Annotated in this window: 21 protein-coding genes; 17 read left to right on the top strand and 4 right to left on the bottom strand. The window is 42.2% G+C overall.

The window, feature by feature from the left end:
* Positions 1-28: 28 nt before the first annotated feature.
* On the bottom strand, positions 29-745 hold the full coding sequence (locus AHMF7605_RS14940) for a 3-ketoacyl-ACP reductase (RefSeq protein ID WP_106930631.1): 717 nt from the start codon (positions 743-745) through the stop codon (positions 29-31).
* A 229-nt stretch (positions 746-974) separates the two neighbouring features.
* On the opposite strand from AHMF7605_RS14940, the gene AHMF7605_RS14935 reads away from it, so the two are divergent.
* Positions 975-1253 carry a SelT/SelW/SelH family protein gene (locus AHMF7605_RS14935; RefSeq protein ID WP_106930629.1) on the top strand — a complete coding sequence of 93 codons (279 nt, stop codon included), beginning with the start codon at positions 975-977 and terminating at the stop codon, positions 1251-1253.
* A gap of 52 nt (positions 1254-1305) precedes the next feature.
* Here AHMF7605_RS14935 and AHMF7605_RS14930 read toward each other — a convergent pair whose 3' ends face one another.
* A complete protein-coding gene (locus tag AHMF7605_RS14930) occupies positions 1306-1779 on the bottom strand; it encodes a VOC family protein (RefSeq protein WP_106930627.1) in 474 nt (157 codons plus the stop codon).
* Positions 1780-2001: 222 nt separating this feature from the next.
* On the opposite strand from AHMF7605_RS14930, the gene AHMF7605_RS14925 reads away from it, so the two are divergent.
* The 5 genes from AHMF7605_RS14925 (at position 2002) to AHMF7605_RS14905 (ending at position 6728) form a co-directional block, all read left to right on the top strand.
* Positions 2002-2478: a DinB family protein gene (locus AHMF7605_RS14925; protein WP_106930625.1), complete on the top strand. Its 477-nt coding sequence runs from the start codon at positions 2002-2004 to the stop codon at positions 2476-2478.
* 348 nt (positions 2479-2826) lie between these two features.
* Positions 2827-5418: a family 20 glycosylhydrolase gene (locus AHMF7605_RS14920; protein ID WP_106930623.1), complete on the top strand. Its 2592-nt coding sequence runs from the start codon at positions 2827-2829 to the stop codon at positions 5416-5418.
* Between the two features lie 31 nt (positions 5419-5449).
* Complete coding sequence (locus tag AHMF7605_RS14915) at positions 5450-5734, top strand: DUF2442 domain-containing protein (protein ID WP_106930621.1); 285 nt, start codon at positions 5450-5452, stop codon at positions 5732-5734.
* A 250-nt stretch (positions 5735-5984) separates the two neighbouring features.
* A complete protein-coding gene (locus tag AHMF7605_RS14910; RefSeq protein WP_106930619.1) occupies positions 5985-6341 on the top strand; it encodes a hypothetical protein in 357 nt (118 codons plus the stop codon).
* 81 nt (positions 6342-6422) lie between these two features.
* Positions 6423-6728 (top strand): hypothetical protein, encoded by a 306-nt coding sequence (locus AHMF7605_RS14905; RefSeq protein WP_146153593.1) that lies wholly within the window; start codon positions 6423-6425, stop codon positions 6726-6728.
* A gap of 171 nt (positions 6729-6899) precedes the next feature.
* Here AHMF7605_RS14905 and AHMF7605_RS14900 read toward each other — a convergent pair whose 3' ends face one another.
* Complete coding sequence (locus tag AHMF7605_RS14900) at positions 6900-8342, bottom strand: SDR family oxidoreductase (protein ID WP_106930615.1); 1443 nt, start codon at positions 8340-8342, stop codon at positions 6900-6902.
* A 275-nt stretch (positions 8343-8617) separates the two neighbouring features.
* Between AHMF7605_RS14900 and AHMF7605_RS14895 the strand changes: the two genes are divergently transcribed.
* The 7 genes from AHMF7605_RS14895 (at position 8618) to AHMF7605_RS14865 (ending at position 16602) form a co-directional block, all read left to right on the top strand.
* Positions 8618-9550: a DUF2167 domain-containing protein gene (locus AHMF7605_RS14895; RefSeq protein WP_106930613.1), complete on the top strand. Its 933-nt coding sequence runs from the start codon at positions 8618-8620 to the stop codon at positions 9548-9550.
* 481 nt (positions 9551-10031) lie between these two features.
* Entirely contained in the window at positions 10032-10214 is a 183-nt protein-coding gene (locus AHMF7605_RS30535; RefSeq protein ID WP_317046577.1) for an SCO family protein, read from the top strand.
* Between the two features lie 251 nt (positions 10215-10465).
* Positions 10466-11449 carry a Kelch repeat-containing protein gene (locus tag AHMF7605_RS14885; RefSeq protein WP_106930611.1) on the top strand — a complete coding sequence of 328 codons (984 nt, stop codon included), beginning with the start codon at positions 10466-10468 and terminating at the stop codon, positions 11447-11449.
* 152 nt (positions 11450-11601) lie between these two features.
* Positions 11602-13113: a glycerol kinase GlpK gene (gene glpK, locus AHMF7605_RS14880; RefSeq protein WP_106930609.1), complete on the top strand. Its 1512-nt coding sequence runs from the start codon at positions 11602-11604 to the stop codon at positions 13111-13113.
* Between the two features lie 457 nt (positions 13114-13570).
* On the top strand, positions 13571-14299 hold the full coding sequence (locus tag AHMF7605_RS14875) for an MIP/aquaporin family protein (RefSeq protein ID WP_106930607.1): 729 nt from the start codon (positions 13571-13573) through the stop codon (positions 14297-14299).
* Between the two features lie 159 nt (positions 14300-14458).
* Positions 14459-15490 (top strand): glycoside hydrolase family 43 protein, encoded by a 1032-nt coding sequence (locus AHMF7605_RS14870; protein WP_106930605.1) that lies wholly within the window; start codon positions 14459-14461, stop codon positions 15488-15490.
* A 56-nt stretch (positions 15491-15546) separates the two neighbouring features.
* Positions 15547-16602: a family 43 glycosylhydrolase gene (locus AHMF7605_RS14865; protein WP_106930603.1), complete on the top strand. Its 1056-nt coding sequence runs from the start codon at positions 15547-15549 to the stop codon at positions 16600-16602.
* Between the two features lie 125 nt (positions 16603-16727).
* Here the strand turns inward: AHMF7605_RS14865 and AHMF7605_RS14860 are convergent, their stop codons facing one another.
* Positions 16728-19607: an InlB B-repeat-containing protein gene (locus tag AHMF7605_RS14860; RefSeq protein WP_106930601.1), complete on the bottom strand. Its 2880-nt coding sequence runs from the start codon at positions 19605-19607 to the stop codon at positions 16728-16730.
* A gap of 680 nt (positions 19608-20287) precedes the next feature.
* Here AHMF7605_RS14860 and AHMF7605_RS14855 point away from each other — a divergent pair.
* The 4 genes from AHMF7605_RS14855 (at position 20288) to AHMF7605_RS14840 (ending at position 24706) form a co-directional block, all read left to right on the top strand.
* Positions 20288-20686: a c-type cytochrome gene (locus tag AHMF7605_RS14855; protein ID WP_106930599.1), complete on the top strand. Its 399-nt coding sequence runs from the start codon at positions 20288-20290 to the stop codon at positions 20684-20686.
* Positions 20687-21096: 410 nt separating this feature from the next.
* Complete coding sequence (locus AHMF7605_RS14850; RefSeq protein WP_106930597.1) at positions 21097-22143, top strand: aldose epimerase family protein; 1047 nt, start codon at positions 21097-21099, stop codon at positions 22141-22143.
* A gap of 77 nt (positions 22144-22220) precedes the next feature.
* On the top strand, positions 22221-23390 hold the full coding sequence (locus AHMF7605_RS14845) for a galactokinase (RefSeq protein WP_106930595.1): 1170 nt from the start codon (positions 22221-22223) through the stop codon (positions 23388-23390).
* Between the two features lie 293 nt (positions 23391-23683).
* Positions 23684-24706, top strand: coding sequence for a UDP-glucose--hexose-1-phosphate uridylyltransferase (locus tag AHMF7605_RS14840; protein WP_317046539.1), 1023 nt, complete (start codon positions 23684-23686; stop codon positions 24704-24706).
* Positions 24707-24815: the final 109 nt, after the last annotated feature.

Raw genomic sequence — 24815 nt, 5'->3', positions numbered from 1 at the left:
AATTTAATTATTCGAGCCGCTTTTTACATTAAGGATTAGTAGACCACATACCGGCTTCTTTAATAAATACTCGGCGATTGAGCTTAAGCTGGGCAATGATTAATTCGGCTAAATCTTCGGGTTGCATTACTTTATCGGGATTACCGTCGGTTAGTTTATTTGCAATTGCTAGTTCAGTGGCTACAGTACTGGGAGTTAAAGCACTCACCCGGATGTTGTGTTTGCGAACTTCTTGCATTAACGACTCGGTTAAACCCATTACGGCAAATTTAGAAGCACTGTAAGCGCTGGTACCGGCTGCTCCCCGCTGGCCCGCCGTAGAAGAAATGTTAATAATATCGCCGGTTTGGCGTTCAATCATAGCGGGTAAAACCGCACGCGTCATATAATACACGCCCATTAAGTTTACCTGAATAATTTTTTCCCATTCGGCTGGTTCCAGTTCTAAAAATTTACCGAAGGTGCCAATTCCGGCATTGTTAATCAGAATGTCAATTGGTCCGAGAGTTTTCTGTATCTGAGCAACGGCGGCATTTACGGCATTTATATTAGCTACATCGGCAACTACCACGGAAGTTTTAACCCCCAGGCCTTGAATGGCATTGGCCGTATCTTGTAATTGGCTGGAGGTACGAGCCATTAAGCCAACGTGCACGCCTTCTTTTGCTAAAGCAATAGCTATTGCCCGGCCTATGCCTTTACCAGCTCCGGTAACCAGAGCAATTTTGCCTTTTAAGGATTCCATATTTTAATTTTTAGTAAATAATTCGAATTTCAAATTTGCATTAACAAATATACCCTATTTGAGTGTAGCAATAACAGATAACCGCCATTCAAGTTTTAATCTGGAATGAGTAACTTCCACAGTTCTTAAGAAAAATTCAACGGACACATAGAAATTTGAAATTAAAAACCTTTTCATCGGCCAGTTGCTCTTGAACGTAGAATAAGAGATATTAAAATTAAAAGAAGATATGCCACTACCTCGTCTGGAAATTAATTATTGTACGCAATGCCGTTGGCTTTTACGGGCAGCCTGGCTGGCACAAGAAGTTTTAACCACTTTTGAATTAGAAATGGGGGAAGTGGCTTTGGTACCCGGAACCGGTGGAGTTTTAGATATTCGTCTGAATGGAGAATTAATTTTTTCGCGGAAAGAAGCCGGCCGGTTTCCGGAAGCTAAAGAATTAAAACAACTTATTCGGGATGTTATTGCGCCTGATAAATCCTTAGGCCACAGCGATCATAAGTAGTTGTTCGTTGTTCGTTATTCTATTACCCGAACAACGAACAACGAGTAACTACTTACTCTTTGGCATCGTTTACTTCAATCCAATGGCCATCCGGGTCCTGAAAATAAACTTGCTTTACGCCGTCGGTACGGAGGGTATATTCCTGGGGTTTACCCAACCAGTTTTCGAATTTAATATTAGCTTTATTCAAACGACTGATAAAATCTTCGACTGAGGCGACGCTAAAGCATAAATGCTCGCTTTTGTCGTAAAGAGTTTCGTGGGGCTTGCCCTGGATTAAATGCAGATGCGATTTTTCGCCGACACTAAACCAGGTGTGTAAGCCATCTTTAAAAGGTTCGGGTATTTTTTTAAGCTGTAAAAAATTTTCGTAGAAAGCAGTTGTTGTTTGTAGGTTTTTCACGTGAAGCGCTACGTGGTTAAGCCAGGTAACCGGTTGGGCCTTTGCCGCAGCTGTTTGCGCGAACGCGGTATTTGTGTTTACATAGAGCAGACTCGCTAAACAAAAGAAGAATAAATATTTCATAAAAGCTGTTTTAAATAATAGGGTAGAAGGCGAAGATAAAAATTATCCCGCAAAAAGAAGTAACTATTATTATTCCATCTTCTGGTAATTGAAGTTTAGCACTTTAACCAAGCTTCTATTTTATTTATAATAAAGATTTGTAACTTAGCGTTAAGAAATATATTCAATTAAAACAGCGGTAAATACAAATATTTTATATTCTGCCTCTAAAACAGCCGCTAAATGGACCTTTTACAGCAGCAGTATAAATTAATACAAAGTGCCCGGGCCGCGTTGTTTAGCTACGGCGATACATTTACACCAGCCCACTTTACTGAGGAACTTCCGGCTTTTGGCGGGAGCAGTATTCGTAGTTTACTGGTACATACGGCTAATACGTACCAGTTCTGGTTAGGCAATTTTGCCCAAGCTCAGGAACTGCCCTTTATGAAGCCGCTTTTTGTAACTAACCTGAACGAAGTACGCCGGATTTTTCAGGAAGTAAACAGTTTAACCGAAAAGTTTTTGCAACATTTTGAAGAGAAATGGTTGGAGCCAGTTACCGGCGAAATACCCTGGCGAAAAACAACGATGCAAGTAACACCGCTGGCGCTTTTTACCCACGTTATTACCCACGAGTGCCACCACAAAGGGCAAGTAGTTTGGATGAGCCGGCAACTGGGTTACACACCTCCTGATACGGACGTACTTCGGTTTTAAAGTAACTTTTAAACGCAATAAAAGTTAAAGAATAAATAAGTAGTTCAATAAAATTTAAACTTTATAATCATGGGAAAAGCACAAGACGCCAAAAAAGAAGTAAAGAAAAAACCTGCTAAAACCGAAAAAGAGAAGCGAGCCGAAAAGCAGGAAAAAAAGAATAAACCTAAATACGAGTAATGAGTAAGCTTGCCTTTTACTACTCGTAAGCCGATTATGGAAAAGGATTTGGCTTTTTTTCGATTCAAAAGTCCTACCTGTACCTACCGGTAGGACTTTTAATTTTATAGAAGTATAGAAGTAAAATTTTGTAATTTTGCTACTTCGTTCAGTTTATCGTTTCTAAAAATGTTTTTATTCCTCAATCAGCAGTTCAAATTATTCCTAGTCGTGTCGGCGGCTATGCTTTGTATTACGCTAACTGCCTGGAGCCAGGCGCCGGCTTTTAATGCCAAAAATCTTTTAGTCAGCTGGGAGGTAAACGAGAATAATTACCAAAACAAAGCCCAATTTTTATCCACGATAACTTTAAACAACGGAGCTTCGGAAGCATTGCCGGCTACCGGCTGGAAGATCTACTTCAATTTTAATCGTTCTATTATTCCGGGTTCAGTAAGAGGAGCCGTTACCTTACAGCACCTGAACGGCGATTTGTTTCAAATAACGCCCCGGGCAGATTTTAAAAGAATGACTAAAGGGGCTTCCCTCCGGATCTCCTTTATTACTACCGGCGCCGCTCTGAACCTAACGGATGCGCCATCGGGATTTTACCTGGTTTGGGATAAAACTCCCCAAAAAGGTTTGGCCCTGAGTCCGGTAAAGGTGAAAGTGCCTGCCGCTGCCCAACCAAGTACAACCCCTGGCAGCCCGGTTATTACCTTGGTTAAACCCGGTGTGCTTTACCAACAAAATAAAATTATCCAGGACATTGCTCCCGATAATCTACCTAAGATATTTCCTACCCCCGTAAGTTACCGGGAAACAAGTGCTTCGTTTACGTTAACCTCTGATATTCCCATTATAACTGCTACCGATTATTACCCGGAGGCAGAAATGCTCGCCGAAGATTTAGCCGCAATTTTTGGAAAGAAAATAGAATTTAAAAGTAATGGTTCCGGAAAAGCGATCCGGTTGGTGAAGAAAGAAGATTTAGGTCCGGAAGCGTATGATCTGCGGGTAACAGCTCAGGAAATTACCATAACGGCAGCTACTCCGGCGGGTATGTTTTACGGCATGCAATCTTTAAAAACTTTGCTGCCGGCTAATGCCTGGGAGTTAAAGCTTAAAAGTGTAAATGTGCCCGGCGTAGAAGTATCGGATTACCCACGCTTCGATCACCGGGCGGTAATGTTGGATGTGGCCCGGAATTTTCAACCGAAAAAGCAAGTTTTTAAGTTACTCGACTTAATGGCTTTGTATAAACTCAACGTACTGCATTTCCATTTAAACGATGATGAAGGTTGGCGCGTGGAAATTGTACCCATACCCGAATTAACCGAAATAGGGGCCAAGCGGGCGCATACGTTAGATAGTCGTACTAATCTGCCGCCCTCTTACGGGTCTGGTCCGGAAGGAAACAATGCACCCGGTTCGGGATTTTATACCCGCTCCGATTTTATTCAAATTTTAAAATATGCCCGCGACCGCAACATAAAAGTAATTCCGGAAATTGAAACTCCCGGCCACGCCCGCGCCGCCATTAAAGCCATGGATGTCCGTTATGCCCGGCTAATGGCAGCGGGTAAGAAAGAAGATGCCGAAAGATACCTGCTGCGCGACGTAAATGATAAATCAGATTACCGTTCGGTGCAAAACTGGAACGACAATGTGATTAATGTGGCTATGCCTTCGGTGTATAATTTTCTGGAAAAAGTGGTGGATGAGGTCCGGGATATGTACCAGGAGGCCGGCGCTCCCTTGCAAACCATTCATTTTGGGGGCGACGAAGTTCCGGCCGGCGTTTGGGTAAAATCGCCGGTAGTGCAAAAATTACTGCAGGAAGATGAACGCTTCACTTCCGTAGATGATATGTGGTATTACTACTTCCGGAAAGTAAATGAAATCTTAAAATTACGCAACCTGTACTTATCGGGCTGGGAAGAAGTGGCTATGCGTAAAACCGAAATTGAAGGGCAAAAGCATTATATTCCTAATCCGGATTTTGTCAACGAAAATATTCACGTAGATGTCTGGAATAACGTTTTGGGGGGCGGGTCTGAAGATTTAGCCTATCGTTTGGCAAATGCGGGTTATAAAGTTGTCCTTTCCAATGTAACGCATCAGTACTTTGATATGGCTTACGATAAGACGTTTGAGGAACCAGGTTTTTACTGGGGCAGCTTTGTTGATGTAGATAAGCCATTTAAATTTATTCCGTATAATTATTATAAAAATACCACCAAGGATAAATTTAGCAATCCCTTACCTAAATCCATGTTTGTGGGAAAGGAAAGGCTCACGGATTTTGGTAAAAACAATATTGTGGGTATTCAAGGTTTGCTCTGGTCCGAAACGGTAATTAGCCCGGAGCGAATGGAATACATGCTATTGCCGAAGTTGTTAGGTTTGGCGGAGCGGGCTTGGGCACCCGACCCGGACTGGGCAATAGAAAAAGATACGACTAAAAGCGAAGCTTTGTACCAACAAGCCTGGTCGCGGTTTGCGAATATTTTAGGTAAACGCGAACTTCCTCGTTTAGATTATTTCAGCGGCGGGTACCAGTACCGCTTACCTCCCGTGGGGGCCGTGGTGCAGAACGGCCAGGTAAGCGCCAATATACAACTGCCGGGACTAACCATCCGGTATACTACCGATGGCACCGATCCTACCTTCCGGAGCCGAATTTACCGGGAACCTATCACCGAAACCGGAACCGTAAAACTACGGGCATTTAGCCGCACCGGCCGCGGCGGAAAAGTAGTAAGTGTGATTAACCAGTGAGTTATTTTTGCAAAATAACCAGACGACTAAAATGAGAATCTGGGTTAATTATAACCAAAATGAAAGACAAGATTTAAAAATTGAATCGGCTAAATACCTTACTGATTATGCGATAAGAATGCGATTTAATGATAGCACGGAAACATTAGTTGATTTTAAACCTTTCTTATTCAAGGCCCTGCATCCATCGATAAAAAAATGTTTAGATGAAAGTAAATTTGCCAGGTTCGAGATTGCTGATGGCAACTTAAATTGGAATAATTACGATTTAATATTTCCCGTTTGGAATTTATATAAAGGTAAGATAGAAGCTTAGCTGAAAACCGAAAAGCTATGAAAAGTTTTTTTAGTGCCAAGTTGTAGAGCATTGCTCTAGGTATCAGAACTGCTCCACTTTATTTATTAATTTAAGAGCTATAAAATTAAAGAACCGGGTAATACCGGTTTTTAATTTAAAATTGACTATTCGTAGCGCCCTTTATATTGTTACTTACGTTTATATAACAGATGTATGTTGGCTAAACGTAATAATAACGGATATGCGCAAGTTGGGCAAAAATTGAAAAATGAATAATTCAGGTGCAGAAATAATAAGAATGACTAAATCAGCTATTGAAAAGTTACCTGAATTAGATAATCTTATCGACAAAGCAATCGAACCAATTAAGGATTACACAGATACTTTAGGAGATTTAGCCAGTCCTGTTAAAGCATTTTTGTCCATTGCATCTTTAAGGAGAAGAATTGCTTTAAAAGCTTTCCTTACTAATTACGCTAACTCTCTCTCAAATGGATATGAAATAGATAAAGATGAAATTACTAAATTAGAAAATTACTTTAGTAAGAGTGAAAACATCCAATTTGTTTCAGAAATCATCGAAAATGGAATTCAAGCAAAATCTATTAAATGCTCTTCGATTTAAGGAACTATAGCAGGTGCTACTATAAAAGACAAAAAAGAACTAAATCAATTGGACTTAATCATCATTGAGAGCCTTAGGCAAATGAATGATATAGACTTAATTAATTTTATTGAGTTGATTGAAAACTCACCGAAAGTTAATACTGAATTCTACTGGGATTTTGATTCTGAATTTAGAACGAGAGATATTTATGGAGTTGAAGGATGGGCTTCTCTCAAGATTGATAAAACTTCATTAGAACTAACAATAGAAAAGTTAAAAAGAACCGGAGCTTTATCTTTTGGACAAGGCGGATTAGGAAGCGTGGGAAACGCATTGGGGGCTTTTATGTTTACTGATTTTACGAAAAGTTTATACGAAGTAATAAAAGCGACAGGAATAAAATAACAACTTTGCCCAACACAAGCTAAAAAGCATTTTAATGCTTTTTAGCCTAAACGTTACTAGTAAAACTAAACAGTTACATTTCATTCCGTACCGGGTAGTGTTCTCTTAGATTTAAGGGGCATATGCCAGAATACTATTACATCAAAATAGTAACCTAAAATTACTTCCTGCTTACTCGCCAAAATGAATAATATTACGGGCCATGCCGTTAAAAATAAAATGATGAAAAGGTAGCACCGCGTACCAGTACAAGCGGCCTAAAATGCCTTTTGGCCGGAAGGTAGCCGTTTGAATTAAATGGTTCTGCTGGTTTTGGTTAGTAATTTTAAATTCGAGCCAGGCTTCGCCGGGTAATTTCATTTCGGCGTACAGGAGCAGGCGTTTTTCGGCTTTATCTGCGTACAGCACGCGCCAAAAGTCGAGCGCATCGCCGGGGTTTAAAGTAGCGAGGTTGGTGCGGCCCCGTCGCAAGCCTACTCCCCCGAATAACTTATCGATAAAACCGCGCAGCCGCCATAAGCTGTTTAAATAATACCAACCCCGTAAGCCACCAATCCGGAAAATATTGTTTACCACCGCTTCCGGCGAACGGTCAAATACAAAATCCCGTTGGTCTTTAAAGCAGCCTTCTTCCGGCACCTGAATAAAGTCGGTTACTTTTAATGGATTATCGCTATTCGAAAAAGAATCTTTCCAACTGGAAGCCACTTCGTTTTGATCTATGCGATTAAAAGCTAACTCTACCGATTCTTTATACGTCATTAAGGATAGCGGCACAATTTGAGCAATGCCCAGATTACGGCAGATTACCTCATTTTTCATGGAATCGACCAAACTACGCGCTAAGGCAAAAGAAGTAGCGGTAACAAAATAAAGCCAGTACGACGACAACTTAGGAGAAAGCACCGGTACCGAAATAATCCAGCGTTTCAGTCCGCGTACTTGAGCAAAAATAGCCAGCATTTGCTTGTAAGTTAAAATTTCGGAGCCGCCAATATCAAATACCTTATTATACGTTTCCGGCTTATCTATAACACCGGTTAAATATTCAATTACATTTCGAATGCCAATGGGCTGGCAACGCGACTTCAACCACTTGGGCGCAATCATTACCGGTAATTTCTCCACCAAATCCCGGATTATTTCGAAGGAAGCGCTACCCGAACCAATTATAATGGCAGCTCGCAGTATGGTAACCGGTATTCCGGCAGTAGCCAATATTTCTTCTACGTGCTTACGCGAGTTTAAATGCCGCGATAGCTCCGAATCGTTCGCAATACCGCCCAGGTAAATAATTTGCCGGCAGGTAGTAGTTTTAATATAATGCGCAAAATTACGGGCGGTTTTCGCTTCCAAATCATTAAAGTGCTGGTAAGAGGCGCTCATCGAGTGAATGAGGTAAAAAGCAATATCTACCTCGCGCGGTAAGCATTTTAAACTGGCTACTTCCAGAAAGTCGGCTTCGAGTATCTCTGTATGGCGCTGAATATTTTCCGGTACGGGAAAGCGATTGCGGTCGCGCACGGTAGCATATACCTCATACCCTTGGCTTAGTAAATAATAGACCAATCGTTTGCCAATGTAGCCTGTTGCTCCGGTTACCAAAACTTTCATGGTAAAATAACCCCTTAACTAGTAAATAGTTTTCATACTTTTTGGCTAAGGAATTATATTGGGCAATCAGGGACAATTTATTTTATAGTAGCCGATAGTATCCGCTAAGAGAAAGAAGTTGTGGTATATCTTAATCTAGGGAAGCGTTAAGATGATTATCTAGGAAGAATAACTAAAAATTCTTAGCAGGATACAAGTACCAGTATACAATATATTTAATTTTTTATATATTTGTAAAAAATAATATTAAGCATTAAGCAAAATAAAGTAATTTCATGAAACACTTTTTACTCCGAAGAACTTTTCTTTGGCTAATTGTACTTTTACCGGCTCAAGTAGGGGCGCAAACTCTAGACTCAACGGCTATCAAACGGGAGCAGCTCGAAAAATCTTTCACTTACGAAACGGGTACCATTACGTTGGGGGAAAATCTGGCTAAGTTACAAGTACCCAAAGGCTACAAATTCCTGAATGCCAAGCAAAGCCAATATGTGCTCAATCAGTTATGGGGAAATCCGCCGGATAGTTCTACCCTGGGCATGCTTTTTCCGGAGCACGATTCACCGCTAACCGAGAACACTTATGCCGTGGAAATTAGTTATTCCGAAGAAGGATATATTAAAGACGATGATGCTCAGGATTTAAATTATTCGGATTTATTAAAAGAAATGCAGCAAGATACCCGTGATTCTAATCCGGAACGAGTACAAGCAGGTTACCCCCCAGTGGAGTTGGTAGGCTGGGCAAGCGCTCCTTTTTACGATGCGCAAAACCATAAACTACATTGGGCAAAAGAAGTAAAATTTGGTGAAGAGGAAGCCAATACTTTAAACTACAATGTTCGAGTATTAGGCCGGAAAGGTTATTTACTACTTAATGTAATTGCTCCAGTAAACGTTTTGCCTACCGTTAAGAAGAATATTCCGGGTTTGTTGGCGGCCGTAAATTTTACCTCTGGTAATCAATACGGCGACTTTAATCCGGATATAGATGAAGTAGCCCAATACGGGATTGGTGGTTTAATTGCCGGTAAAGTATTGGCGAAAGTTGGTTTCTTTGCGTTGTTGCTGAAATTTTGGAAAGTAGTAGCAGCTGCTGCTTCGGGTATTTATTATTACTTGAAAAAGAGATTAAGCCGTAAAAAAGAACGGCAAGAACCGGTTCTAGAAATGGAGCCAGAGATGGAACCTGCCCATGAAGTTATTTAATATAAAAAGAAATTAGGTGTGATAACCCGCAGGTGAAACGTGCGGGTTATTTTTTTGCACAAAATTCTTAATGTTTGTTTTAACTATCATACACAAAATAATAAAACCTGTTCGCACTTGTTACCTTGTACATTCTGATTGGTGTTAGAAAGCTTGCTTGTTCCGGTTAAGGATATAGGAGTTTGCCTGACCAGAGGTTTGTTAAATAATATGCACTTGGCCCGAACAGCGCGCCAGGTAAATTATTAAAATACTTGCCAGCCCCTCTTTATAAGGGATTTTTCATTTCAGACCTATTGCTTTTTAATCCCTTATGCAAGCAGGCTTGGTTGTCTGTTTGTGCCCCACAGTAAGGAGCATGTTTAAAATGTTACCGATAAAAAATGCCTCTAAATGCTTTAAAGCAGCTTTTTTCAACAAGTTACTTACCTGTTATAAGTTGTAACAAGCGTGTTAGACAAGGCTACCCCGGCGATTCTACATTGCTTTTAGTTTTATTAACCAGGATAATCAGCAAGTTACGGATCTAACTTTTGCCCAAAAAATTTATGTAGGCGTCTTCTTTTTTTCTTCCTGCCCCAGCATTTGCCCGAAGATGAAAATTCAGATGCAGCGTGATTCGATAGCGGTGCTTCGGAATTACACTGGGAGTATCCAGCTATAAATGGCATTGTGTAACGAGTGCTAGATCCTCTTTTTATAAATGCTGATAATCTATTTATCCGTAAGCGGATTCTAAGGCATAATGCTTGTGTTCCTGCAAAATCCTTCTTCGGCTTGCTTTTGATACTTTCAGCTTCTACTCCAAAATATTTTCATCAATTTCTATTTACATTATGCTTTTCCAATATTTTTATTCATTTTTCTGAAATAAATTCTAACAACTGTTTGACTAATTGGCTCAGCCTTATTCCTATGAAAAAGAAAATTACCGTGGTTTCCGGATTATTGCTTATCAGTCTGGTCTGCTTTAGCTTTTACGGCAAAATACTGGCGACCTGGAAAGCAGTTACCCCCGAAAACTTGCCTTTGCCCCGGCACGAAAACGCCTTTGCCCGTGTGGGTGATTCCTTTTACCTGCTGGGTGGCAGGCAGATAAAACCCGTAGAGCGATACGATACCAAAACTAACCGGTGGGAAAAACGAGCCGCCCCACCCTTGGAGATGAGCCATTTTCAGGCAGTAACTTTTAAAGACGAAATCTATGTAGTAGGCGCTTTTACTGGGGGCTATCCGCACGAAACCCCCATTCCCCGCATTTATATCTACAATCCCAAGCAAGATGCCTGGCGCGAAGGACCCGAAATTCCGGCGGACCGGCGGCGCGGTTCGGCCGGGGTAACCGTGTACCAGAACAAGATTTACGTGGTATGCGGCATTACCGATGGTCATTGGGATGGGCAGGTAAGCTGGTTCGATGAATACAATCCCGCTACCAATACCTGGCGAAAGTTGCCTGATGCCCCTCGCACCCGCGACCACGTTTCAATAGCCGTAGCCGATAACCAGTTAGTCGTTGCTGGGGGCCGTCGCTCTACGGCTCGAGTTGATTCGGTACTGAATACAACAATTGCCCAGGTAGATGTTTTTGATTTTAAAACGAATAAGTGGCGTACTGCTCCCGCATCGCAACATATTCCGACACAGCGAGCTGGTTGTACCGCCGTTCCTTTGGGCAGTAAGGTGGTCATTATTGGTGGCGAAAGCCCACAGCAAGTATCGCACAACGAAACGGAAGCTTTTGATGTGAAAACAAATACCTGGCAAAAATTAACTCCTATGCAAACGGGCCGACATGGCACGCAAGCAATAATTTACCAGGGTAAAATATTTATTGCGGCTGGATCGGGAAATCACGGGGGTGGTCCGGAATTGAATTCAATGGAAGTAATGGAATAAACATAGACTTTTAGTAAAAAGCTACGCTTCTGTTTAGGTGGCTAATGAATTAAAAGAATATTTGATAAAGGTTTGGAATCAAGTTTTTCTTATGCATTAAGTCTTATGTCTAACATCTTGATACTTGTGTCTTTAATGCTATAACACTTTTTATGAAAGAATTTATTTTAGCCTTTGACCAAGGTACTACCAGTTCTCGCGCCATTGTATTTAGTCGGCAGGGTCGCATTATATCTCTCGCCCAAAAAGAGTTCAATCAGATTTATCCCCAGCCTGGTTGGGTAGAGCACGACCCTAGTGAAATATGGTCGACGCAGGTGGGAGTAGCTGCCGAAGCCATTTCAAAAGCTGGTTTACAGGCTGCGAATATTGCCGCTATCGGTATTACCAACCAACGGGAGACCACGGTGGTTTGGGACCGCCAAACCGGTAAAGTACTGTACAATGCCATTGTCTGGCAGGATCGGCGCACAGCAGAATTTTGCGACGACCTAAAATTACGGGGTTACGAAGAATTGATCCGGCAAAAAACCGGACTGGTGATTGATGCTTATTTTTCGGCTACTAAAATTTATTGGATTCTGGCCAATGTGCCCGGTGCCCGCGAAAAAGCAGATGCGGGTCAGTTGGCATTTGGTACCATCGATTCCTGGTTAATCTGGAACATGACGGGCCGTCAGGTACACGTAACAGATGTAACTAATGCCTCGCGTACCCTTTTGTATAATATTCATACGCTTTCCTGGGACGAAGAGCTACTAGATTTATTTCAAATACCCGCCAGTATGTTGCCCGAAGTAAAATCGTCGAGCGAAGTAGTAGGCGAGACCAGTGCGGCTATGTTTGCTACCCGTATTCCGATTGCCGGAATTGCCGGCGACCAACAAGCGGCATTATTTGGCCAAATGTGTACGCAACCCGGTATGGTTAAAAATACTTACGGCACCGGTTGTTTTATGCTCATGAATATTGGCGCCAAACCGATTATTTCTACGCATAAATTGGTTACCACCATTGCCTGGAAAATTAACGGGCAGGTAAATTATGCTTTAGAAGGTAGTATTTTTATTGCTGGGGCGGTAGTGCAATGGTTGCGCGATGGATTGGGCCTTATTTCTACTTCGGCGGAAGTGGAGGATTTAGCCAGTACTGTACCAAATAGTGAAGGTGTGTACATGGTTCCGGCTTTTGCCGGTTTGGGGGCTCCTCACTGGAATCAACACGCACGCGGCACTATCGTTGGGGTGACGCGCGGTACCACGTCGGCCCACCTGGCCCGGGCGGCTCTGGAAAGCATTGCTTTTCAAACCCGCGAAGTATTAAAAGCTATGGAGGCCGATGCTAGTGTAAAAATCTCCGAATTACGCGTAGATGGCGGGGCCACGGTTAATAATTTACTGATGCAGTTTCAGGCAGATATTTTAGGAGCGCAGGTAGTTCGCCCCGAAATTACCGAAGTAACTGCCAGTGGAGCGGCTTACCTGGCTGGGCTGGCGGTTGGCTTTTGGGCGGGCATAAACGATATTCAGCAACAATGGCAAGTAGAGCGGCGCTTTGACCCGGCACCAGGTTTTTATTCTACTGAGCTTGTAAAAGGTTGGAACCGAGCCATTAAAGCAGCGAAAGCCTGGGCCGAAGACGATGGCCATGACGGCCATTTTTAAAGTTTCCGAAGCTTATGAGTACTTGCTTGCATTTTCTAGCAAATAAGTCTAGAGGAAATTTAAAAATAAAATAGGTATTGTCTTGTCGATCATCGTTTTCTTAGCTTTAGGATTGATTACCATACGATTTTCTGGTCAGAGAGAATCACTCGGTATTTTAGGTATCGGAATCTTCCTGATCCACTTAAGCGCTTTGCTTTTAAGTTTGATATTCTGGTCGATGAAGATGCTAAATACAAAAATGTTCTTAGTTTTCATCGCACTTGTAATCCTGCTATTTTCAACATTTATCTTTTACAACTGAACCTATAAAAAATATTATAGAACTCACAATAATCAGTATGAAAATCAGAAATAGAAACATTATTGAAGTGAGATAGTGAAAAATAATGTCCGTGAATAAAAACTAAACCATAATAATTTAACAAGAAGATTTTATACCCCAAAACAAAATAGCATGACCCCATTTACGGCGGAATTAATCGGAACCATGTTTGTGATTTTATTAGGTGATGGCGTAGTGGCCAACGTATTATTAAAAGGTACCAAGGGATACAACAGTGGATGGCTGGTAATTACAACTGGCTGGGCTTTAGCAGTTTTCACCGGCGTGGTGGTGTCGGCCCCGTATAGTGGTGCTCATTTAAACCCGGTGGTTACGCTAGCTTTGGCTATTGCCGGTAAGTTTAGCTGGGATCAGGTAGGTTTATTTATGCTGGCGCAGCTATTGGGCGCTATGCTAGGAGCTTTGCTGGTGTGGCTGCTCTACAAAAGGCACTTTGATGATACCGAAGATCCCTTGCTGCAACTCGCCGTATTTAGTACCAGTCCGGCTTTCCGACATCCGTGGGCCAATCTTTTCAGCGAAGCAGTGGGTACTTTTGTTTTAATTTTTGTGATTTTTTACGTAACTAATCCCGAACTAGGGCCGGAAAAAACACCCATTGGCATGGGGTCTTTAGGAGCTATTCCAGTTGCTTTTCTAGTTTGGGGCATTGGCTTAAGTTTGGGCGGACCTACGGGTTACGCCATTAATCCGGCCCGTGATTTAGGCCCTCGTATTGTGCACGCGCTTGTTCCCATTAAAAATAAATGCCACAGCGACTGGCGTTATGCCTGGGTTCCAATTGCCGGCCCTGTGTTAGGAGCTTGTGTAGCAGCTTTCCTGTACCTGAATTTAAATTAATAAACTAATCTGTAATAAGTTTTAAAATAAAGCCGGTAGAAAGTATAAAAACTTTTTTACAGCATTCATAAGATTAATGAAAGTAATTAGGATGAGCGAGAAGCAAGTGTAAGTTTACTGTCTTATCCTTGATTTACCCGAAAATTCTACATCTCATACATGAAAAACTTGAATAAAGTAAGCTTCCTTTTCTTGCTTCAGGTAATTCTTGGGGGGCAGTTTAGCGTTATAACTGCTTTCGCTCAGGAAAAAACGTTTATTAACCCACTGGTGGTGGAAGGGCCCGACCCCTGGGTTTATAAGCATACTGATGGCAATTATTACTTTATGTCGACGGGAGGAAATAAACTCTCTATTTGGAAATCCAAAACCCTAAGCGGAATTAAACAGGCTAGTCCTAAAATTGTCTGGACACCACCTGCCTCCGGGCCAAATAGCCGGGATATATGGGCTCCGGAAATTCATTTCTTAGATGGGAAGTGGTACATTTATTATACTGCCACCGACAAGGAAAATCCGGGCGATAAAACGCGTTATGTATTTGTATTAGAAAATGCGGCGAAAGATCCCTTAGCGGGCACCTGGTTAGATAAAGGCAAAGTAAACACCACCTATTCTGGCTTAGATGGCTCGGTGTTTGAGCACCGCGGCAAAAGATATTTTATGTACTCAGCGTACGTAGGGCCACAGAGCCGTTTGTTTATTGCTGGAATGAAAAATCCCTGGACTATCAGTGAAAAGCAGGTAGAAATTGCCAAACCCACTTTTAACTGGGAAAAGTTTAAGGAACGCGAAATTCTGGAAGGCCCACAGTTTTTAAAAGGGAAGAAAGGTGCCATCCACATTATTTATTCGGCTAGCGCTTGCTGGGATGATAACTATGCTTTGGGCATGCTTACTGCTACCGATAATAGAGATTTATTATCCAAAACTGCCTGGCAGAAATCTCCAGAGCCGGTTTTTAAAGCCTCCAAAGAAAACAACGTATTCGGCCCAGGCCATAACAGCTTCACGAAATCGCCGGACGGGAAAGAAGACTGGATTGTATATCATGCCAAATCAGTGGCTAATGGCGAGTGCAGCGGCCGCAGTACCCGCATTCAGAAATTTACCTGGAAAACCGATGGTACGCCTAATTTTGGGACTCCTTTGTCTACCGCCACGCCCATCGCAAAACCATCCGGTGAGTAAAAAGCTACCAAACGGTTTCTGGTATGGTATGAATAAAAAGTAAAAACTCTTTTCCTATGCAGCATTCGTTATTCTTTAAATCTTTGCTTTTACTGGTTGCCTTTATTTTAGGCTTTTTATTAAAGCCGGAAGTAATTTGCGCGCAGTCTGGAGCGGCTACCAACGCTAATCCAAAAGCAACTTACCAGAACCCGGTTTTTAATCACGATTTTCCCGATCCCAATTTAGTGCAGGCAACAGATGGGTATTACTATGCTTACTCTACCCAAGCTGATTGGCGCAGAGATAATTTGGGAGGGCCTTTTGTCATTCCCATTCTGCGTTCTAAAGATTTAATACACTGGGAAGTAGTTGGCCCGGCCTTAGCTAAAAAACCAGATTGGAAAGAGCAAGGCGGAATCTGGGCTCCGGATGCCGTTTATTTTAAAGGCAAGTATTTCCTGTATTATTCTTTTTCTACCTGGGGCGATCCGAATCCCGGAATTGGGGTAGCGGTAGCCGACAAACCCGAAGGACCTTTCACTGATTATGGTAAATTATTTTTAAGTAAGGAGATAGGAGTAGATAATTCTATTGATGCTTTTTTCTTCGAAGATAAAGGTGTTCCCTATTTAATTTGGGGCAGCTTTCACGGGATTTATGGGGTTCAGCTATCCGAAGAGGGCACTAAGATAGTAGGCGAAAAATTTCAGTTGGCGGGTGCCGCTTACGAAGGCTCGCTTATTTATAAAAAAGGTAAATTTTATTACTATTTAGGCTCAACGGGCACCTGCTGCGAAGGCGAAAAAAGTACCTACGAAGTAAAAGTAGGCCGCGCTAAAAAATTTAAAGGACCTTACCAGGATAAAAAAGGCAAGTCACTGCTGGATAATGGCGGTACCCGGTTGCTGCAAAAAAATACCGGTTCTATAGGCTTTGTGGGGCCCGGGCATAATGGCGATATTATTCAGGATAAAATTGGCCAAACCTGGATGCTGTATCACGGGTTCAGAAAAGATAACCCGAAGACCGGCAGAGTAATGCTGCTCGATAAAATTAAATGGCAACGTAACTGGCCCGTTATAGAAACCGGGCAGCCAACCGTTACCCCGCAAGAAGCCCCCGTATTTTAAAAATTAGCCAGAAAGGCACCCAGTAAAAAGTAAGCAGCGTATTATTCTTTCTTAATTCCTAAATTAATGATAAGGATTACAGGCTAGCCTTTTATAGTGCCATGAGAAGCGTTCTGCTACTATAGCTATAGCCGCATTAATACCAGACTACTTTTTTGCCTATCTGCTACAAGTTGTAGATAATAAACCCCACTCGCCGCCATTTGACCTGAAAAATCAAATTTTAAGGTATTGGTCGGTTCCGTTAAGTTGATTTCGCCAGTATATATTTGATTACCCGTTGCTGATCGAAGAATGTACCTTATTTTACCTTCCCACAGAGCTTTCTGGTTTACCTGAATGTGTCCGTTGCTGGTAGGAGTAGGATAAGCGGTTACCTGCGAAAGAGCACTAGAAGCCGCACCACTTATCACGCTGAATTGAATGGTTAACGGGATACCAGCCGTACCCCCGCCGCTAGCTGCCGAGTAAGGCGTTGCCGTAAGGGTATAATTTCCGGATGTGGGCGTCCAGCTATTATAATTGCCACCCGAATCGCCGAACAAAGCATACGGCGCACCCGTTTCGGTTCTAGAAGTGGATTGCGTACCACTTAAATTAAATACCACGCTGCCTACCGTACTAGGATTAGTATTAGCCCGAATGTTTAAACTTTTCAAAATACTCACGTCAATGACATCGCCGGAAACCAGATTTCGGATAGGTTGGTCGGTACTTGCATTCATCAAAGTAAAACTTGCTAATTGCTGGTCAGTTGTTACCGGGGTAAAATTAGCCGTAATATTTTTATTACCGGTCATACTTACCGGGAGCGGGTTGTTAGTGCCAGTAACATCGCCGCTCCAGCTACTAAATTTATAGCCATTTGTCGGGTTTGCCGTTAATTGAACATTGGTACCAGCAGCATAGCTGGTTTGATTCGGGCTTTTTGTTACCGTACCATTCGTAGCCGAAACATTCAGGCTATACAGAGCAAGCGCTTGATCGACTACGCTGAAATTAATAGTGAGGGGCGTACCAGCACCACCGCCCCCACTGCCTAAGGTATAAGGAGTGGCTCTTAAGGTGTAATTTCCGGGTGTGGGTACCCAATTGTTGTAGTTACCGTTCACATCGCCGAATAAAGCGTACGGCGCACCCGTTTCGGTTCTGGTAGTGGATTGCGAGCCGCTTAAGTTAAATACCACGCTACCTACCGCAGTAGGATTGGTAATGGCCTGAATATTTAAGTTGCCGGGTAAGTTAGCCAGGTTCAAAACGGCATTGTTCGTAATGGTGCCTAATGGCTGATTCGTTTCGGCATTCATTAAATTAAAGCTGGCTACTTGCTGACCGGCCACTGCTGTAAATTGAGCCACAATAGTTTTATTGCCAGTCACGCTTACCGTGAGCGGATTTGTAGTTCCTGCTGCATCATTGCTCCAACCGGTAAACTGAAAACCTGAAGCAGGAGTAGCGGTTAAAGTAACCGTACTGCCACTCGGGTAGCTTGCCTGGTTAGGGCTTTTTGTTACGGTCCCGCTGCCTATGGTAGTTACTGTTAAAGTATAAGTTGGAAGAGGGGTAACAATAATCGTAACCGGTTGTACATCCGATAAAATTGGCGAGCCATTATCGGTTACCTGCACGAAAAATGTAAAAGTTCCCGCCTGGGTAGGTGTCCAGCTAAAAGCTCCTGTAACCGGATCAATGGTGGCTCCTGCGGGAGCATTTACTAAAGAATAGGTTTTAACTTGGTTAGCATTAGCATCGGTTGTTGTAGCGGTAAAGCTTAAATTCTGGCCAGCAGTTATAGTTCGATTGCTGATAGCGCTTAATTGAGGGGTAATATTCGTTTCTTTCTTGCGCAGTAAAGCTTCCAGGTAGTAATAATCCGCGTAAACTAAAGGTACATCCATCTCGCTTTGAGCGGGTTTGTGGCCAGTACTGTGCTGCAGAATAAAACCCCGGTTTTCCCCCGCCGGAGAGGCATACAAATTTGCCAGACTACTTAAAATTTTATCTGCGGCGGCCCGATAAACGGTTCCTTGCGAACTATAGGTACTTAATTCGTAAAGAGCCGAGGCCATTATTGCGGCGGCGGAAGCATCGCGGGGCTCATTCGGAATAAGTGGTGCATCAAAATCCCAATAGGGTACTAAGTCGGCGGGTAAACGGGGATGATTTAAAATAAAAGAGGCAATTCTCTCCGCTTGAGTTAAGTAAGCTTGGTTCTTGGTTTCGCGGTAGCACATCGTATAACCGTATAATCCCCAGGCTTGGCCGCGGGCCCAGGCCGATTGGTCACTGTACCCCTGATGGGTGTTTTTCTGGCGAACTTGCCCGGTTAAAGGGTCGTAATCTACTACGTGCCAGGAGCTGTAATCTGCCCGGAAATGATTCTTGAGCGTAGTGCTGGCATGGCTATCCGCAATGCGGTAGAAAGTAGAGTCTCCGGTCAGGCGGGTAGCGGCAAAAAGCAGTTCCAGATTCATCATGTTATCGATAATAACCGGGAAAGGCCATTTATTGGAGGAATTCCAGGATTGTATGCAGCCTACCTTGGGGTTAAAGCGAGTAGCCAGTGATTTAGCTGCCTGAATAATAACATTACGGTATGAGGCCGTTTGGGTTAAACGATAGCCCGTCCCATAACTGCTGTATATCTTAAAACCAACATCGTGGGTTTCGGTATTAAATTGCTCCGGAGCCAGCAGCGAAGTAAAAGATTGAGCCTGGTTTAGCCAATAAGGGTCATGCGTATGTTCATACAAAAACCATAGATTGCCCGGAAAAAAGCCACTAGTCCAGTCTTTGGTGGGAATAAGTTTTAATTCGTTGGTGGGGGTAAGAGAACGGGGTAGTAATAAATCGGGCTGGACGGGAGTTTGAGCCTGATCTACTTGCTGCAATAAAAGTTTGGTTTGATTTTGAGCATGGGTAATGGTTTGATTGATTGTTATTTGCGCTTTAACTGTTACAGACGAAATTAAAAGTAACAAAAACAAGGTAAGCTTGCGATTCATAGGCTTAGAATAGTTCTTGGAAAAATAATAGTGGGTATTTGATTAAGCAAAAATTTTGCTCTATTTTACAAAACCACAAACAAATAAAGTAAATAAGAGCTTATTATAAAACTATTGATAATAAACAATTTAGGTTGTCCTAAACAAATAGATTAGTCAAGTAAGGTATAGTTTTAGGCTACTTCAACCACAGATTAATGGATTTAGCGGGTTATAAATTGCTACTTTAATATAGTAAAAATGCAATTTATAAATAAAGTAAATTTTTAAATGCTTCTAAAATAATGCTAAACGGTATTTTCTAGTAATAGTTCCTTACCGCGAAATCAGAGCAAAATATCCTGCCTCTACAAGTCCTGGATTTAACCAGCATGCGCTCAACCTGCCTCATGGAAAGAAACTAAAAAATAGACGTAAAAAGAAAACGGAATAGAGAAATATTTGAAAAAAAGGTATAAAAGTTGTTACTTACAGCATCACCAATGAATAATGTAACCACTTTTAAGCTTAGCGGTATATATTATGGAATGGTTAATTATTTTAAAAGATAAGAGGAGCGCTCTATTTTTTATGGAAAGAGAAATTGCCGGTTATTCTTCTGATTAAATAAATGCCAACCAACTTAAATTGGTTCTATCTAAAAGTTTAAATTTAATACCTCTATACACGTAAAAATTAAAATGAAAAAAGTAACCAATTATTTTAAAACTGCTGCTTTAGCCATAGCGCTATTAGCTTCGTCGGCGGCTTACGCTGTAACTGGCGCACCGGTACAAGGCTCGGCTAACTTAAAAGGGAAAGCCCTGATGGATAAAAGTGATTGTAATGCCTGTCATCAGTTAGAAGTAAAAGTAGTAGGCCCCGCTTTTAAAGATATTGCCAAAAAATATAAAACCGATAAAACAGCCTTAACCAAGCTGCCCGAAAAAATTATTAAAGGTGGAGCCGGCAGCTGGGGTGATATTCCAATGGCACCGCACCCCCAAATCTCAAAAGCAGATGCTACCGAAATGGTAAAATATATTCTGTCGTTAGCGCCAGCGGGTGCCGCAACTAAACCTGCCGCTAAGAAAAGTTAATAGAAACTTTAGGTAAGCAAAAAGGCCGGTAACATAGGGTTATCGGCCTTTTTATTTTACTATTTTTAAACTTACTTATTTAAGCGGATAGAAGTTACTGTTTCCCCTATAACAACCAATTAAAAAATTGCTCTAAAATTTAACTTTACTTTTTCCTGAGGAATTAAATTCAAGAGTATTCATCCGGTAACGTGGTCAAAAATGCGGGTTAAATGCTATCATAGCTAAAAGTCTTATAATTCTTGAATTTTAAACCTACTTTTTGTTTTAGCAAAAGCAAAATCTTTAAAATTTATTGATTATCCTGCTTCATTTAGGCAACTTTGGCGTATCCGGATTAGTAAGTTGCGCCAGGGAAGTTCCTAATCCAAAAGCCAGCCACTAAGTACGTGAAACAACATAATGCTACTATGAAAAAAGAAGTCTTTGGTAAAACTCCAGAAGGTACTCAAATAAATCGGTACACCCTTACCAACCAAAATGGTATAACCATCCGAATTATTAATTACGGGGCTATTATTACTTCCATTCAAACACCCGATAAAAATGGGCAAGCCGGCGAAGTAGTATTAGGCTTCGATAACCTGGAGGGTTACCTGGCGGAGCATCCTTATTTCGGGGCAGTAGCGGGACGATGCGCTAACCGAATTGCCAAAGGTAAATTTACCTTGGATGGTAAAGAATATACTTTAGCTATTAATAATGGACCTAACCATTTGCACGGCGGCCTGAAGGGATTTGATAAGCAGGTTTGGACTGTTACTGAACTATCGGAGCAGAATGCGCTAGAATTAACCTATACCAGTAAGGATGGGGAAGAAGGTTATCCCGGCAATTTAACCGTTTTGGTTACGTATTCGCTCACCAACAATAACGAACTGAAAATAGATTACGAGGCTACTACCGATAAAGCTACGCCTATTAATTTAACTAATCATAGTTATTTTAATTTAGCGGCCGGTCAGGCCGAGGATGCGCTCAACCACGAGGTGGTGCTTTACGCCGAGCGATACACGATTGTAGATGAAAATTTAATTCCTACCGGTGAGCTGCCTTTAGTGGCTGGCACTGCCATGGATTTTTCTTCGCCGCATACCATTGGTTCCCGGATTAATCAGGTAACGGGTGGCTACGATCACAATTATGTGCTCACCAATAGCCAGAATGAGGAATTAGGATTGGCTGCTATGGTAAACGAGCCTCAAACCGGCCGGCAATTAGAGGTATATACCACGCAGCCAGGCATTCAATTTTATTCCGGTAATTTCTTAGATGGTTCTTTAACCGGCCATCAAGGAGAAGTATACAAAAAGCACTACGGATTTTGCCTGGAAACGCAACATTTTCCGGATTCTCCAAATCAGCCGAATTTCCCTTCTACTATTTTAAAACCGGGTGAAACTTTTAAGCAATCTACCGTTTATAAATTTTCGGTGCGGAATAATACGCAGGAGTAATAGGGTAATGTAAGCCTGTTTCCTTTTTACCATTCTCGTGACTTAACTCACTTATAGAATTATCAAAGAATAAAACTATGATCCACGATATCGTTGCCAAATTTAAGGAATTCTACGGGCCTCAACCGGTGGTAGTACGCTCACCGGGTCGGGTAAATTTAATTGGCGAGCATACCGATTATAACAACGGTTTTGTGTTGCCAGCCGCCATCAATAAAGAAATTTATTTTGCCGTAGCGCCGAATAATAGCAATACTTGCCGGGTGTATTCCTTCGACTTAAACGAACACGCGGAGTTTAGTTTAAATCAGGTAAAGAAATCAGATATTGATTGGGCGAATTACCTGCTGGGCGTAATTGCGCAGATACAAAAAGCTGGTTATCCATTGCCTGGTTTTGATGTAGTATTTGGCGGCAACATTCCAATAGGAGCCGGTTTGTCTTCGTCAGCAGCGGTAGAATGCGGGTTGGCTTTTGGCTTAAATCATATTTTTCAGCTCAACATTGATAAATTTGATCTGGTAAAAATGGGACAAAAAGCCGAACACGAGTTTGCCGGCGTAATGAGTGGCATCATGGATCAGTTTGCGAACACTTTTGGCCAGAAAAACCATGTGGTAAAACTCGACTGCCGATCGCTGGCATACCAGTATTATCCTTTTGATATTTCTGATTACCGCATTGTGCTCTGTGATACTCAGGTAAAACATGCCCTGGCTTCGTCGGAATACAACACCCGCCGGCAGGAATGCGAAGCAGGGGTGGCATTGTTGCAGAAACATCATCCTGAAGTGCAGAGTTTGCGGGATGTTACCGAAGAAATGCTCGCTACCCACGAGCAAGAGTTTGACCCTACTATTTATAAACGTTGCCGCTACGTGGTACAGGAAAATAACCGCGTGGAAGCCGCTTGTTTGGATTTAGAAAACAGCGATTTAGCAGCTTTCGGCCAAAAAATGTTTGCCTCGCACCAAGGTTTGCAGCACGACTACGAAGTAAGCTGCCCCGAGCTCGATTTTTTAGCCGACTTAGCTCGCCAGGACGAAGCAGTATTAGGTGCCCGCATGATGGGTGGCGGTTTTGGCGGTTGTACTATAAACCTAGTGAAACTAAGTGGCTTAGAGGCATTCACGCAAAAAATGACCGATGCTTATCAGCAACAATTTAACATTACCTTAAAAACCTACGTTGCCGAAATTGTAGATGGTACGGGTTTGGTTGAAAAGTTAGAAGGTTTAAAGTTATAAGTTGCAGGTTAGAAGGTTAAAAGTATTGAAAGCTGAGGAATAAGGCAGTAGTTAGTAATTGAGCCTTTATTTACTTAGAAAGGTTTATCTGTTTGCTTTTCTTTTAGCTATTACTAGAAAATAACTATCAGGAACCTAACCAGTAGTTTAGCTTTGCCACTATAAACCTTCTCAGCAGAAGAGGGCTATTCTCCAGGTAGTTGAAATTTCAAAGCAATTTAAAAGAAAAAGCTGTGGTCTATTGTCTGTGGACTATGGACTAAAGAAAAAGACCATCGACTAAAAATAATATTATGGCTTTTGATTTAGCGGAACATCCGCATCGTAGATATAATGCCTTAACCGGCGAATGGGTGTTGGTATCGCCACACCGGGCTAAACGACCCTGGCAAGGACAGCAGGAAGAAGTAGAAAAGGAAACCCGTCCGGAATATGACCCTACTTGTTATTTATGTCCTGGTAATGAACGAGCAGGAGGCCAAAAAAATCCGTCTTATACCGCAACGTTTGTGTTTCATAACGATTTTGGGGCTTTGCAAGAAAGTACCCCGGCGGGAAGCTTTGCGAAAGGCGGCTTGCTACAGGCAGAAAGTGAACGTGGTATTTGTAAGGTAATCTGTTTTTCACCGCGTCATGACCTTACCTTACCCGATATGGAAGTAGCGGATATTCGTAAAGTAGTAGATTTATGGCAGCGTGAATACGAAGAACTGGGCCAGCTGGATTTTATCAATTACGTGCAGATTTTTGAGAATAAAGGCATCATCATGGGTTGTAGCAACCCGCACCCGCACGGACAAATTTGGGCGCAGAGTTCCATACCCGTTGAACCGGTCAAAGAATTAGTGCAACAGCAAAATTATTTTACCGAAAATAACCGCAGCTTGCTCAGCGATTACTTGGCCATTGAGCTGGAAGAAAAGAAACGGATTGTGGTAGAAAACGAGCACTTTGCAGTGTTAGTGCCTTTTTGGGCAGTTTGGCCCTTCGAAACCATGATTATCAGTAAAAGGCATTTCGGTAGTTTAAGCCAAATAACCGAAGCCGAAAAAGATGCTTTTGCGGATAGCATTAAGAAACTAACAGTAATTTACGATAAGGTATTTAACATTTCATTTCCGTACTCAGCCGGTATTCATCAAACTCCCACCGATGGCCAGGAACATCCGGGTTGGCATTTTCACATGCATTTTTATCCACCGCTCCTGCGTTCGGCCACTATTAAGAAATTTATGGTAGGCTACGAAATGCTCGGCAACCCGCAACGCGATATTACCCCTGAAACTGCCGCTGATCGACTGCGGAGCTTGGTATAAAATTGTGGCTTTGTTGTTAGTTTTGATTTATCTTAATCCTTTGTCTTGCGCGAGCTTTCTTTCTCGCGTCTATCATTCAGGATGAATCTGACAGAAACGCTTTCTGACA

Source organism: Adhaeribacter arboris (assembly GCF_003023845.1).
GTDB classification, from domain to species: Bacteria; Bacteroidota; Bacteroidia; order Cytophagales; family Hymenobacteraceae; genus Adhaeribacter; species Adhaeribacter arboris.
Note: the sequence above shows the minus strand (reverse complement) of the source record. Positions and strands in the feature narration are given on the sequence as shown.